This is a genomic window from Rhodococcus sp. C26F (genome assembly GCF_053345925.1).
The window spans coordinates 68,462-84,091 of sequence record NZ_JBKFBA010000016.1 but is presented as its reverse complement, the minus strand read 5'-3'; the positions used below and the strand labels follow the sequence as shown (position 1 = coordinate 84,091).

Annotated in this window: 4 protein-coding genes (1 of these 4 running past the window's edge); 1 reads left to right on the top strand and 3 read right to left on the bottom strand. The window is 66.2% G+C overall.

Features of this window, described 5'->3' with window-relative positions; all coding sequences use genetic code 11:
- Nucleotides 1–7: 7 nt before the first annotated feature.
- Both ACLBYD_RS17310 and ACLBYD_RS17305 read right to left on the bottom strand, forming a co-directional pair.
- Nucleotides 8–958 carry a hypothetical protein gene (locus ACLBYD_RS17310; protein WP_447817390.1) on the bottom strand — a complete coding sequence of 317 codons (951 nt, stop codon included), beginning with the start codon at nucleotides 956–958 and terminating at the stop codon, nucleotides 8–10.
- Between the two features lie 95 nt (nucleotides 959–1,053).
- Complete coding sequence (locus ACLBYD_RS17305) at nucleotides 1,054–2,046, bottom strand: alpha/beta hydrolase (RefSeq protein ID WP_447817389.1); 993 nt, start codon at nucleotides 2,044–2,046, stop codon at nucleotides 1,054–1,056.
- A gap of 96 nt (nucleotides 2,047–2,142) precedes the next feature.
- Between ACLBYD_RS17305 and ACLBYD_RS17300 the strand changes: the two genes are divergently transcribed.
- Complete coding sequence (locus ACLBYD_RS17300; RefSeq protein ID WP_447817388.1) at nucleotides 2,143–3,021, top strand: esterase/lipase family protein; 879 nt, start codon at nucleotides 2,143–2,145, stop codon at nucleotides 3,019–3,021.
- A 7-nt stretch (nucleotides 3,022–3,028) separates the two neighbouring features.
- Here the strand turns inward: ACLBYD_RS17300 and ACLBYD_RS17295 are convergent, their stop codons facing one another.
- Nucleotides 3,029–15,630 carry the end of a non-ribosomal peptide synthase/polyketide synthase gene (locus tag ACLBYD_RS17295; RefSeq protein ID WP_447817387.1) on the bottom strand. 24,265 nt of this gene lie beyond the right edge of the window, so only the last 12,602 of its 36,867 coding nucleotides appear in the window; its start codon lies off the right edge, out of view; it ends in the stop codon at nucleotides 3,029–3,031.

The window sequence follows — 15,630 nt, the reverse complement described above, 5'->3', positions numbered from 1 at the left end:
GCGAGCCTCACTTCTTTGTTGCGTACCTCCCCGTCGGCCCGCTCCCCCGCGCCGCCCGTGCGAACGCCTCCCGCACCTTCGTTGCGACGGCGCCGCGGGTCCCGAGGTCCTGCCACGTCCACCGCACCACCGTCCACCCCGCGTGACGCAGTGCGTCCTCCCGCAGTTTCTCGCGGTAGACCACGTCCTCGGCGGCGGTGGTCGCGACCCCGTCGCGGCGGTACTTGATCCGACCGTCGAACTCGCCGATCACACCGTGCTCCGGCCATAGGAAGTCGACGCGAGCGAGCCACCTGCCGTCGGCGCAGAAGACGTCCACCTGCGTGAGCGGCATCGGGATCTGCTCGCGGACGAACAGAACCCTGCTCCGCGACTCGCCGGCGCTGTCGCTGCACCCGCTCGACAGCTGCACGGCACGACGCGCGTGCGCGATGCGGGGATGACTCCCCATCCGTTCCACGGCACGAGTCAGATCGACGGGAGTGACCAGCCCTGCTCGCAGCGCACTGTCGGCAAGTACGACAGCCTGCTCCGCCGGCACCGTTGCGGCCACATCCGTGATCGTCCGTGCGACCGACAGCACCCGCGCTCCCCTCCGATCCACGACGTCCGTCTCACGGAAGAGCGCGGCGTGCATGACGCGGCCGGGTGTCCTCCGTGCTCCACTCGGCGCGTTGCGGGTGAGGTGCACATCGTCGAGTGGGATCTGCCAGACGTCGAGCCCGTGCAGCACCGCGGCCGATACGTGGCTCAGCGCCGAGGTCGGTCCGGCATTCGCGATGAACGCCCGTGCCCGCAGAGCATGTCGAGCGTGATCGTCGGCCCCCGCATACTGGTCGGACTGGACGAAGACTCCCGACGCGAGCCGAGTCCACGTTCCGTTCCGCACCAGACGTCGGATCTCCGCATCGGTGACGCCGCGCGCATTTGCCTCGCGCCGCAGGATCAACTCCCCCATGGCGCCTAGCATCGCCCGTCGCCCCGGGCCCGCAGGTGCCTACGAGGACGAATCGGCCGGATCTGGGGATGAACCGACCGCCTGTGGATGAACCGTCAGGAAGCGCCGATCGCGGGGCCGAGGACCGGCCACGAGTTGTGCAGGTCGTCCTGCCAGTAGCCCCAGTTGTGGGTGCCGTCGTCGTGGAGGTCGATGGTCGCGGGGATGCCCAGTTCGTCGAGGCGCGTCGCCATACGTCGGGTGCAGTCGGCCGCGGCGGCTTCGATGAGTCCGCCCTTGATGACCACGTCGGCGAGGTCTTCCTCGTCCTTGATCCACTCGGATTCGAGATTGTCGTAACGGCCGGGCAGGCCGGTGCGCGACGACAGGTACAGAGTGGTGCCGCGAAGCTTCTCCGCATTGACGTAGGGATCGTTGGCGACCCAGGTGGGGTCGTCGAACGGACCCCACATGTTGAGCGGGTTGCCGAAGAAGTTGACAACGGTGGTGGTGACGAAGGCCTGGCCGAGGGGGTCGCTTGTGCGTGCGCAGCCGCTGAAGCTGCCCACCGCGTTGTACAGATCCGGTGCGGCAATGGCGAGATTGAGCGACGAGGTGCCCGACATCGAGAAGCCGATCAGGCCGTTGGTGCCGGTGGTCGCGTAGGTGCTGTCGATGACGGGCGGCAGTTCCTCGGTGAGGAAGGTGGCCCACTTGTAGCGGCCGAGGTTCGGGTCGTCGTGCTTCCAGTCGGTGTAGTAGCTCGACTCGCCGCCCTTCGGGATAACCACGTTGACGTGCTTGTCGGAGAAGAAGTCGACGATGTCGGACTGGTCCATCCAGCTGTTGTCGTACGACCCGCCGTCGACGCCGCTCAGCACGTACAGCGTGGGGCTGGGAGTGACGGTGTCGGTGGGGCGCAGGATCCGCAGCTCGATGTTCTCGTCCATGGACGGCGAGTAGGCCTCGATGTCGAGCTGCTGGTCGTCGACGACCGTGGTGCTCACGAGCCGGGCCTCATCGGGTTCTGCGGACGCCGTCGACGCTCCGAGTCCCCAGGTCGACGCCACGACGGTCGTCACGACCGCCAACGCGGATATCCGCCGCATAGATATACTCCGATTCCGTTCCCCTGCGCAGCCCCGGAACACCTTATAGGGCCGCAGTGCACTTACCGATAATCGTCACTGTTCGAAGGATGACCCGTGTTTGGCCGATCGCTCCTGCTGACCGTTCTCGCCGCGGGTCTTCTCGGATCCGGCACGGCGGCCGCCTCGCCTACCACGCTGCCCGTGCCGTACGAACTTCCCGACACGGTGGCTCTGGAGCTCGAGAATCCGGGTGGTTCGGCTCCCGGCTCGAACGACCCGAACTGTCGCCCGACCCCCGGCAAGCCCAATCCTGTTGTGCTGGTCCACAACACCAGCGGTAACCGGCAGGTCGCGTGGCAGACGTTCTCGCCTCTGCTCGCCAACGCCGGCTACTGCGTCTTCGCTCCGACCTTCGGCGCGTTCCCCGGTCCGTGGCCCGTCAGCGCTCTGGGTGGGATGGCGCCGCTCGAGCCGAGCACACATCAGCTCTCCGCATTCGTCGACGAGGTGCTCGCGCAGACCGGCGCCGAGAAGGTCGATATCGTCGGCCATTCGCAGGGCACGCTGGTCGCGGCGAAGTGGATCGGTGACGGCGGCGCCGACAAGGTCGACCGGCTCGTGTCGCTCGCTCCCCTGTGGAACGGCACGACCATCGTCACCAGTGACGGTGTGATGCGCGACTTCGAGTACGCGACGTGCCCCGCCTGCGCCGACATGCTTCCCGGTTCGCAGTTCCTCGAGGATCTCGCCGCGACCGGCCGTTTCGTCGAGCCGGTGAAGTACACGAACATCCTCACCGCCCACGACGACGTGGTGCAGCCGTACACGAGCGGCCTCGGCGAGGACCCGAACGTCACCGACATCGTGCTGCAGGACGTATGTGCCTCCGCGAAGACCACGCACCTGGAGATGCTCGCCGACCGGCTCACCGCGGAACTCGTGCTCTCCACCCTCGACGAGACCGTTCCGGCGCCGACCGGCTGCGTCGACTGACAGCACTTCAGCTCTCCCGCTCGGAGAGCACCGCGTCGAGCACGGACACGATGACGTCGAGCGCGTCGGGTGAGGTCATCTGCCAGTGCGTCGCCGGCACCTGATGGTTGTCGACGGCACCCGTCACGGCCGCGTTCCAGCCGGACGCGCCGCGCGTTCCGGTCGGGTCGTCGGCTGCGGCGGTGAAGTAGACGATGTCGCCGTCGTACGTCCCCGGCCGATGCTCAGCCATCAACTCGGAGTTCCGCTGTGCCGCCGCGACCAGCCTGGTCACCACGCGTCGGGTGTCGTCCTCGGTGTTGCCGGTAAGTGAAGCGACGGACGTGACGAGGTCGTCGATGTCCTCGGCGCCGGCTGCGGCCGCGTCGTCGATTCCGAATCCGGCGAGCAGCTCGCTCATCGACACATCGCTCGACTCGACGGTCCGTGCACCGTTGCCGGCGAAGCTGTCGAGCATCACCAACGTGTCGACACGCTCCCCCTCCACCTGCAGACGAACCGCCATCGCGTGGGCGATCACGCCGCCGAGCGACCAGCCGAACAACCGGTACGGCCCCTCGGGCTGGACGGTCCGCAACTCGTCGACGTAACGCGCCGCGAGTTCGTCGAGGGTCGCGGGCTCGAAGTCGTCCTCGGTGACGGCCGGCGTCTGTAGACCGTAAACGGGCACGTCGTGATCGAGCTGACGCGCGAGGGCGGTGTAGCACCACGACAATCCGACGATCGGGTGGACGAAGAACAGCGGGGTACCTGCGCCCTGGGTCCGGATCGGCAGGACCGGGGCCACGGACTCTTCGACGTCACCGGCACTTTCACGATCGATGAGCGCCGCGAGTCCTTCGACGCCGGGTTCCCGGAACAGCCACTGCAGAGGTACTCGCGTGGGGAGCTCCGCGTTCAACCGGGAGACGAGCTTGGTGGCCACCAGCGAATTGCCGCCGAGCGCGAAGAAGTCGTCGTCCAGGCCCACCTGCTCGACACCGAGCACCTCGGCGAACACCGACGCCACGATCTGCTCGACATCGGTGACCGGAGCCCGGAACTCACGTGCCTCGAGCATCGGTTCCGGCAGTGCCCGACGATCGAGCTTGCCGGAGGCGTTGAGCGGCAGTGCGTCGAGCACCATCATCACGTCCGGCACCATGTACGCGGGCAGACGATCGGACGCGGACCGGCGCAGTTCGTCCGTATCCAGGTTCTCCTGCGAAGCGGTCAGGTACGCGACCAGACGATCGTGCGTCACCACGACAGCAGCCGACGACACACGCGGATCGTCCCGCAGTACCGCCTCGGCCTCACCGAGTTCGATGCGCAGACCGCGCAGTTTGACCTGGAAGTCGCTGCGTCCGATGTACTCGAGCACGCCGGATGCATTCCAGCGCACGACGTCTCCCGTGCGATACAGGCGCGCGCCCTCGGTGAAGGGATTCGCGACGAACCGTTCCGCTGTCAGATCCGGACGCTGGACGTAGCCCTGAGCGATCTGGACACCGGACAGATACAGCTCTCCCGGGACCCCCGGAGGAACCATCCTCAGCCGGGTGTCGAGCACGTAGACCTGCGAGTTCCGCACCGGTGCACCGATCGGAACGATCGCCTCGTCACCGGAGAGTTCGATCTCGGTGGCGTGGACGGTGAATTCCGTCGGCCCGTACAGGTTGTGGACGGCCGCACCAGGAAGCGCCGCGCGCAAGCGGGTCACCGTCCGGGCAGGAAGTGCCTCGCCGGCCACGAGCACCGCGCGCAACGTAGTGCACGATCCCTTGGAAAGTTCAGCAAGCTCAGCAAGCTCGGCAACGAACACATCGAGCATCGACGGCACGAACGACACCATCGACACCGCGTGTTCGTCGATGACCGATGCAAGATATGCAGGGTCGCGGTGTCCGTCGGGAGCAGCAATGACGAGTTGTGCTCCCCTGCTCGGAGGACCGAACAACTCCCACACCGACACGTCGAACGTGAACGGTGTCTTGAGCAGGACGACGTCCTCGGCACCGATGTCGAAACGATCGCTGATCCAGTCGATCTGGTTGAGCATCGCCTCGTGGGTGACGGCGACACCCTTCGGACGTCCGGTCGAGCCCGACGTGAAGATCACGTACGCGGTGTTCCCAGCCCGGAGAGGGGCACGAAGTTCCCTGTCACCGATCGGCAGATCGCTCCACTGCGAGACGTCGAGTTCGTCGAGGCACACCACGGGTGCGGAGTCCGGCAGTGCGTTCGCGTCCCGGCGAGTGGTGAGTACGAGGATCGGGTTCGCGACGTCGAGCAGGTACGCGATGCGGTCGGCCGGGTGTTCCGGATCGATCGGGACATATGCGCCACCGGCTCGGAGGATCGCGTACATCCCTACGAGCATGTCGACCGAACGTGGTACGGCGAGGCCGACCAACGTGTCGGGTCCGACACCGCGAGCAATCAGCTCACGGGCGAGTCGGTTGATCCGCGCACCGAACTCGCGGTAGGTGAGCGCTCCGTCGTGGCGCATGAGGGCCGTGGCATCGGGTATGCGCAGGACCTGACGGTCGAACAGGTCGAGCACCGTCTCGCCGTCGATGCTCCGATCTTCTGTCGCGTGTGTGAGCAGTCGGGACTTCTCTTCCGAGGAGAGGAGTTCGATGTCCCCGATCACCACGGATTCGTCGCCGGCTGCCGCCAGCACGCGCCGGAATCGCTCGGCGATCGATTCGACGGTCGCTGCGTCGAACAGGTCAGTGGCGTAGCCGAATTCGACGAGCCATCCACCTTCGGGCTGTTCGACGACGGTCACCTGCAGATCGAACTTGGCGAGTTGCGCGTCGGCTTCGAGTGCGGACAGCGACAGTCCGGGCAGTTCGAAGCTCGTCTGTTCGAAGTTCTGGAAGGTGAGCATCACCTGGAACAGCGGATTGCGCGCGGTGGAGCGCACGGGGTCGAGCACCTCGACGAGCCGCTCGAACGGTGCTTCCGCGTGACCGAAGGCGCCCAGGTCGACGTCGCGCACGCGATCGAGCAGTTCGGCGAACGACTCACCACTGTCGACCCGAGTGCGCAGGACCAAGGTGTTGACGAACATGCCGATCAGGTCGTCGAGGGCGCGCTCACCGCGACCTGCCACTGGCGTACCGATTGCGATGTCGTCGGTGCCCGACAGCCGGGCGAGCAGGACGGCCAGCGCACCGTGCACCACCATGAACGGAGTGAGGCCACGATCCCGGGCAAGTTCGTCGATACCCGCACGCACCGATCCGTCGACGGTCAGGGTGTGCCGGCCACCGCGGTACGAGGCGACCGGCGGGCGTGGACGATCGAAGGGCAGCGGTAGTTCGTCGGGCAATCCTTCCAGCGTGTTCGTCCAGTACGACAATTGCTGCGAGATCAGGGACTTGGGGTCATCCTCGGATCCGAGTACCTGACGCTGCCAGAGCGTGTAATCCGCGTACTGCACGTCCAGCGGCTCCCACGCCGGGGTCTCCTCCACCAAACGGGCTGCGTACGCCACCATCACGTCGCGAGACAACGGACCCATCGAAGAACCGTCCGCCGCAATGTGGTGCACCACCACAACCAGCACATGCTCGGTCTCCGATACCTGCAGCAACTCGATCCGCAGTGGCGGTGCCATCGTCACATCGAATCCCGTACTCACAGACGCGACGACACTGTCGTACACCTCGGCCTCGGAGACCTCCACGACCTCCAATTCGACACCGGAATCGCCGACACCGAGCACGACCTGGTGACCGACACCGTCGGCCTCCGGATACACGGTCCGTAGGACCTCGTGCCGCTCGATCAGGTCCGCTACCGCAGCCCGCAACGCATCGACATCGAGTACGCCCGACATCCGAATCACGGCAGGGATGTTGTTCACCGCGGAGTCGGGTTCCAGGCGGTTCAGGAACCACATCCGCTGCTGCGCCAACGACAACGGCACCACATCCGGTCGCTCCTGCGCCACCAGCGGAACGGAAATGCCGGTGCCCATCTCCCGCGCGACCAGCGCAGCAAAATCCTCGACTGCAGGCGCGTCGAACAAGGTACGCAGCGGAACACGCGTACCGAGCGCTTCACCCAGACGCGCCACGACCCGGGTCGCCACCAGCGAATTGCCGCCGAGGGTAAAGAAGTCGTCGTCCAGACCCACCCTCTCGACACCGAGCACCTCGGCGAACACCGCGGCCACTGCCTGTTCCACGGAGGACGAAGGCGCCCGGAACTCACGTTTCTCGGCCACAGGCTCCGGCAACGCCCGTCGATCCAGCTTGCCGTTCGACAACAACGGCAACGCCTCGAGCACGACGAACTGCGACGGCACCATGTAAGCCGGCAACGACTCACCGAGCGATGTCCGCAGCGACTGAATATCGAGGGTTCCGGTCGGCACGACGTAGCCGATCAACCGATCCGACACCACAGCCACCGTACCCGCGGCCACCCCGGACTGCGCCCGTAGCACCGCTTCGATCTCACCGAGCTCGATGCGCTGGCCACGCACCTTCACCTGCAGATCGTTTCGGCCGACGTACTCGAGCTCTCCGACACGGGTCCAGCGAACCAGGTCGCCGGTGCGATACAACCGCTCCCCTGCCATCCCGAACGGGTTCGCCACGAACCGATCGGCCGTCAGCTGCGGACGAGCCGCGTATCCGCGCGCGAGCTGAGCACCGGACAGATACAACTCTCCGACCACACCGACCGGCACCGGCGTCAGTCGCGTGTCGAGGACCCAGGCATCGGTGTTCCACACAGGCCGGCCGATCGGGACGTACGAACCGTCCACTTCGTCCGCGACACGGTGTGTGGCCTGCACCGTGACCTCCGTGGGCCCGTACAGGTTGTGCACTTCCGCACCGAGCACGGTTTGCGCCCGCTCGGCCGTGGCCGCGGCCAGCGCCTCACCACCGGCGAACACCAACCGCACCGACGACGCCGCCGCACCGTCGATCTCGTCGAGCACCGCGTCGAGCACCGTCGGCACGAACTGTGCCACCGTGACACCCGCATCGGTCATGACGCCGGCGAGGTATACCGGATCGCGATGACCGTCTGCACTCGCAATCACCATTTGAGCACCGGAAATGAACGGCCACAGCAATTCCCACACCGACGCGTCGAACGTCGCGGGAGTCTTGAGCAGCACCACATCGGACGCCGTCAGAGCGAAGCGGTCCTGCATCCACAACAACTGGTTGACCACGGCCCCGTGGGAGACCGTCACGCCCTTCGGGCGACCGGTCGAGCCCGAGGTGAACAACACATAGGCCGTATTGCCGGGTCGCAACGGCGCACGCCGTTCACTGTTCTCGATCGGACCCGATGCATATTCGGATAGATCGAGTACATCGAGAGCCACAGCCGGGCGATCCCAGCGGCGGTTCTCACCCGACCGGGTCAGGACCAGAAGAGGATCTGCCGTGTTCAGCACGTACCCGGTGCGGTCATCCGGCTGCTCCGGATCGATCGGCACATACGCACCGCCCGCCGCGAGCACCGCATGGATCGCGAGCACCATGTCGAGCGAGCGGTCCATCGCCACCGCGACCCGCACCTCGGGACCCACACCCGCCGAGATCAGGTACCGGGCCAACCGGCCTACCCGATCCCCGAACTGCGCATAGGTGAGCTCGTCGTCCCCGACCGACACCGCCGGAGCATCCGGCGCCCGCTCCACCTGCGCAGCAATCAGATCCGTGAGCACTCCACTCGCCGGCGCCACGTCCCCGCGCTCGAAGGCGAGAAGCTGTTCGCGTTCGTCGGCGAGGAACAGGTCGACGTCCCCGACCGGAATCGACGGATCCGCGACCCCACCGGACAGCACCCGCACGAATCGCTCGGCGAAACCGACCATTGTCGCCTCGTCGAACAGGTCCGTGGCATAGGTCAGCGCGACCGCCATCCCTGCAGACTCGCCGCCGTCGTCGAACTGCTCCGCCAGCGTCACCTGCAGATCGAACTTCGCCAACGACACATCGGTATCCACCGCGGACAGCGACAGATCCGGCAGTTCGAATCGAGTCGGCGCCATATTCTGCATCGTCAACATCACCTGGAACAGCGGATTCCACGCGGTCGACCGAACCGGATCGAGAACCTCCACCAACCGCTCGAACGGCACATCCGCATGACCGAACGCACCCAGATCCACTTCACGCACCCGACCGAGGAGGTCTGCGAACGGCTCGGAGGAATCGACCTGCGTACGCAAGACCAACGTATTGACGAACATGCCGATCAGATCGTCCAGGGCACGCTCACCACGACCCGCCACCGGCGTACCGATCGCGATGTCACCCGTGCCCGACAACCGAGCCAACAACACAGCGAGGGCTGCGTGCACCACCATGAAGCGAGTCAGTCCGAGCGATGCTGCCAGTGAATCGATTCCGGACACCACGTCGGATCCGAGAACGAAATGGTGTGTGGCGCCCAGGTTCGATGCCACCGCCGGACGCGGCCGATCCGCGGGAAGGTCGAGAACATCGGGTGCCCCGGTCAACTGCTCGGTCCAGTACGCGACCTGCCGTGCGATGACGGACTCGGGGTCGTCCTCGGAACCCAGCACCTGTCGTTGCCACAGCGCGTAATCGGCGTACTGCACCTCGAGAGGTTGCCAGGACGGAGCCTCACCCGCCGACCGCGCGGCGTACGCGATCATGACATCCCGCGCCAGTGGTCCCATCGAGAATCCGTCTGCAGCAATGTGATGCACCACCACGACGAGAACGTGCTCGGTCTCCGACATCCGCAGGAGTCGAACACGCACGGGGGGTGCGACTGCGACGTCGAAACCGCCGGTCACGTATCCAGCAACGGTGGTGAGCACGTCCCGCTCATCGACGGGTTCCGCGACGAGATCCAACCCCGCCTCGGCCGTCGGCACGACGATCTGGACCCCGACACCGTCGATATCCGGATAGTAGGTCCGCAGGATCTCGTGACGAGTGACGACGTCACCGACGGCATGCGACAGCGCCTCGACATCGAGTGCACCGGTCAGGCGAATGGCCACCGGGATGTTGTTCACTGCCGACTCCGGATCGAACCGGTTCAGGAACCACATCCGCTGCTGCGCGAGGGAAAGCGGAACCCGTTCGGACCGCGGCTGAGGCACCAGCGGCGCAACTCCTCCGGTCCCGGCGTGGGTCTCGATGGCCCGGGCGAACTCCTCGACCGTGGAAGCCTCGAACAGCGTTCGTACCGGCACCCGGGCATCCACGACAGCACTGACACGCGAGACGACCTGGGTTGCGATCAACGAGTTGCCGCCGAGCGCGAAGAAGTCGTCGTCCGCTCCGATCTTCTCGATTCCGAGGACCTCACCGAACACCTGTGCCACCGTCTGCTCGGTGACGGTCGCCGGAGCACGGAACGCCTTCGTCTCGAAGACGGGAGCGGGCAACGCCTTCCGGTCGAGCTTGCCCGACGCGTTGAGCGGGAACTCCGCCAGGACCACGAAGGCGCCCGGAATCATGTACGTCGGCAGGGCCGTCTCCGCATGCTCCTTCAGAGCATCCGCTGTCACATCCGTCCCGGTGGCCGGCACGACGTAGGCGACGAGCTGGTCACCGGTCGCGCCGGAGACCACCAGCACAGCAGCGTTGATGACCGAATCATGATCGAGCAGTACCGCTTCGATCTCGCCGAGCTCGATCCGCTGGCCGCGGAACTTGACCTGGAAGTCCGTACGGCCGAGGTAGTCGAGTTCACCACGCGCGGTCCAGTACACGAGGTCGCCGGTGCGATACATGCGCTCGCCGGGCACGAAGGGGTTCGCGACGAAACGATCCGAGGTGAGATCGACGCGGCCGTGATATCCGCGCGCCAACTGGTCACCCCCGAGATACAGCTCGCCCGGGACGCCGGTGGGTACCGGACGCAGACGCGAATCCAGCACATAAACCTGGGTATTCCACTGCGGCAGACCGATCGGGACGCTGCCGTCGTCACCGGGCTCGGCACGCCGGTACGTGACCGAGACGGCAGCCTCGGTCGGCCCGTACAGGTTGTGGAGTCCTGCGGGGCTGAGCTCGGCGAATGCCTGCGCGGTCGCGGCGGGTAGCGCCTCACCGATCACGAACACGTCGCGGAATGTCGCCACATCCCGTGCTTCGACGGACGACACGAAGACCGACAGCATCGACGGGACGAAGTCGGTGATCGTCACTCCTCGGTCCCGAATGGTGCGCGCGAGGTACTCGGGATCGCGGTGACCGTCCGGCGTCGCCACGACCAGCGTTGCGCCGGCTCGGAGCGGCAGGAAGAAGCCCCACAACGAGACGTCGAAGGTTGTGGCGGTCTTCTGCAGGTACACGTCCGATTCGTCGAAGGCGTACTCGTGCTCCATCCATGCCATCTGGTTGGCGATGGCGCCGTGCGACACCGTCACGCCCTTCGGCCTACCGGTGGAACCCGACGTGAAGATCACGTAGGCACTGTTCTCGGGGTGCACGGTCGGTCGATCGAACGGCGTGCCGAACCGATCCGTGTCGTCGAGGTCGTCGAGGTGCAGAACGAGCCTGTCACCTGTCGCGCTGAAGTCGTCGCGGTGCGTCGTAAGCACGACGAGCGGATCGGCGGCCTCGAGGATGTAGGCGACGCGGTCGAGCGGGTGGTCCGGATCGACGGGCACGTAGGCGCCGCCGGCCCGCAGCACCGCGTACATGCCGATCACCAGCTCGACGGACCTGCGCATGGCCAACGCGACCCGCGTCTCGGGGACGACACCGAGAGCGACCAGGCGCTGAGCGACGGCGTCGACACGCGCGTCGAATTCGGCGTAGGTGAGTTCTTCGCCTTCGAAGATCACCGCCACGGCGTGGGGAGACGCCACAACACGCGCGTCGAACCCGTCGAGCAGCAGGTGGTGGTCGATGCGCCGCTCGGTCCGGTTCGGTTCGACGACCATGCGCTGCTGTTCCTGTGCGCTGAGCACCGGCAGGTCGCCGACCGCGGTGTTCGGAGCGGCGGTGGCGGCGTCGAGTACGCGGAGGAAGCGTTCGGCAAGGGACCGAACGGTCTCGTCGTCGAAGAGGTCCACCGCATAGTTGATCGCGACATCGGAACCGCCGTTCTCGGCTGTCGCCACGGTGAACTGGAGGTCGAACTTCGCCGTGGTCACGTCGACGTCGACGGGTTCGATCGCCAGATTCTCGAGCTCGAGAGCACCCGACGTCATGTTCTGGAAAAACAGCGCCACTTGGAACAGCGGATGCCATGCCTGCGAGCGAACGGGATCGATGATCTCGACGAGCCGCTCGAACGGAAGGTCGGCGTGCGCGAAGGCACCGAGGTCGACGTTTTTGACCCGGCCGAGGAGATCGGCGAACGACTCTCCCTCCTCGAGGACGGTGCGGAGCACAAGGGTGTTGACGAACATGCCGATGAGGTCGTCGAGTTCGGCAGCGCCACGCCCTGCGACCGGAGTACCGATGGTGATGTCATCGGTTCCGGACATGCGTGCCAGGAGTACCGCGAGCACCGAGTGGACCACCATGAACGGGGTGGCGCCGTGCTCGACAGCGAGCCGTTCGAGTGCCTGCTGCTGCTGTTGCGACCAGCCGAAACGGTATTCGGCACCGCGTGTCGAGGCGACGGCCGGCCTGGGACGGTCGGTCGGCAGGGCAGAGACCTCCGGGAGGTCCGCCAGTGTCGTGCGCCAGTACTCGGCCTGGGCAGTCGCGACCGAGGACGGATCGTCCTCGGAGCCGAGGACTCGACCCTGCCAAAGCGCATAGTCCGCGTACTGAACGTCGAGCGGCTTCCACGCCGGGATCTCCCCCGTTGAACGGGCCGCGTACGCCACCATCACATCGCGAGACAGCGGTCCCATCGAGAAGCCGTCCGCCGCGATGTGGTGCACCACCACGGCCAGCACATGCTCGGTCTCCGAGACCTGCAGCAACTCGATCCGCAACGGCGGCGCCACCGTCACGTCGAAACCGGTACTCACCGCGGCGACGACCCGATCGAACACCTCTGCCTCGGAAACGCGCACCACCTGGAGCGCGACTCCGGCGTCATCGACACCGAGCACGACCTGGCGACCGACACCGTCGATCTCCGGATACACCGTCCGCAGGATCTCGTGCCGCTCGACCAGATCCGTCACCGCGGCCCGCAATGCATCGACATCGAGCACACCCGTCAGCCGGATGACAGCGGGAATGTTGTTCACCGCCGACTCGGGATCGAACCGGTTCAGGAACCACATCCGCTGCTGCGCCAACGACAACGGCACCACCTCGGGCCGCTCCTGCGCAACGAGTGGAACGACAGCGCCGGAACCGGACTCACCTTCGAGCCGCGCAGCAAGGCCTTCCACGCTCGACGCGTCGAACAACGCACGCAGCGGCACACGCATGTCGAGAGCGGCACCGAGCCTGGACACGACCTGCGTCGCCACCAGCGAGTTGCCACCCAGTGCGAAGAAGTTGTCGTCCAACCCGACCTGCTCGACTCCGAGCACCTGGGCGAATACCGAAGCCACTGCATGCTCGACCGCCGTCACAGGGGCACGGAACTCCCGCTCCTCGATCTCCGGGGAAGGCAACGTCTTTCGATCCAGTTTCCCGGATGCATTGAGCGGCAACGAGTCCAGCACGACGAAGTGCGTGGGCACCATGTACGACGGCAACAGTTCGCCGAGCGCTCCGCGAAGGTGCGCGGGATCGATGTCCCCTGCGGGAACGATGTAGCCGACCAACTGATCCGACCGCACGTCGACCGCCGCGGCCGCAACGTGGTCCAGGCTCCGCAGCACCGCTTCGATCTCACCGATCTCGATGCGCTGACCACGGAGCTTGACCTGCAGGTCGTTCCGGCCGATGTACTCGAGTTCACCGTCACGGTTCCACCGGACGAGATCGCCGGTTCGATAGAGCCTCTCGCCACTGTCACCGGTGGGATCGGCCACGAAACGCTCGGCAGTCAGTCCCGCGCGTCCCTCGTATCCTCGCGCGACCTGCACACCCGACAGATACAACTCACCCGTCACGCCCATGGGCACGGGCCGCAGGCGCGCGTCCAGCACCCGCGCGCACGTATTCCATACGGTCGCACCGATAGGCACCACAACACCGTCGCCATCGCGCGCGACACGGTGGGTCGCCTGGATCGTCACCTCGGTCGGGCCGTAGAGGTTGTGCATCTCCGCACCGAACGTCGCGCGGGAACGCTCGGCGGTCGCCGACTGCAATGCCTCGCCGCCGGCGAACACCGCACGCAGCGCCGGGGTCGGCGCCGTCGACTCGTCGAGCACGGCATCGAGCACCGTCGGCACGAACTGTGCGATGGTGATGTCGAAATCCACCAACGCCTGAGCGAGATACGCGGGGTCCCGGTGTCCGTCGCGTGAGGCGATCACGAGTCGGGCACCCGACATCAGTGGCAGCAGGAACTCCCACACCGACGCGTCGAAGGTCGCGGAGGTCTTGAGCAGGACGGCGTCCGAGGACTCGACGGCGAAGCGGTCCTGCATCCATGCGAGTTGGTTGACCACTGCCGCATGTGCGACCGCCACACCCTTGGGCTGACCCGTCGAACCCGAGGTGAACAGCACATATGCAGTGTTCTGCGGACGCAGAGGTGAACGACGATCGGCGTCCACGACAGGCGCGCCGGACACGCCGGAGGTGATCGGTTCGTCCACGCGGACGACGGTCCGTCCCACACCGATGTCGTGACGTGAGGTCGTCAGCACCACCTGCGGATCGGCCGTGGCGAGCACGTAGTCGTTGCGCTCTGCCGGCTGCTCCGGATCGATCGGAACATACGCACCACCGGCCGCGAGCACGGCGTAGATGCTCAGCACCAGATCCAGCGAGCGTTCCATCGCCACCGCGACACGCACTTCCGGCCCGACACCGAGGGAGATCAGGTGTCGCGCGAGACGGTTCACATGACCGGCGAACTCCGCGTAGGTGAGGCTTTCGCCCTCGTACACGAGGGCCACCGCATCGGGCGAAGCCGCAGCCTGCGACGAGAACCTGTCCGGCAGCGTGGCGGCACCCGGGACGACGCGGTCGGAACCGTGACCGAGGTCGCGAAGCGTTTCGTACTCGGCGGGGCTCGAACGGTCGAGATCCCCGACGGGCACGGACGGATCCGCCACCGCGGCATCGAGGATCCTGACCAGATGGTCGGCGATGCCCCGCACCGTCCGTTCGTCGAAGAGTTCGGTGGCGTAGGTGAGTTCACACGCCAGTCCGGACGGGCGACCGGCGTGGTCGGCGGACTCGAAGAGCGTGAACTGGAGGTCGCCCTTCGTCTGGTCGAGCGGTGCTTCGACCGGAGAGATCGTCACCCCACCGAGTTCGAACGTCGACGGTGCCATGTTCTGCAGGGTGAGCAGCACCTGATACAACGGGTTCCGCGAGCGGGAACGCGGCGGATTGAGGACCTCGACGAGTTGCTCGAACGGCACGTCGGCGTGGCCGAAGGCACCCAGATCGAGATCTCGGATCCGAGCGAGAAGATCGCTGAACGATTCCCCACCGTCGACCCGGGCGCGCAGCACGAGCGTGTTGACGAACATGCCGATCAGGTCTTCGAGTTCGGCCTCGCCGCGACCGGCGATCGGTGTGCCGACGACGATGTCGTCGGTGTTGCTCGACCTCGCGAGCTCCA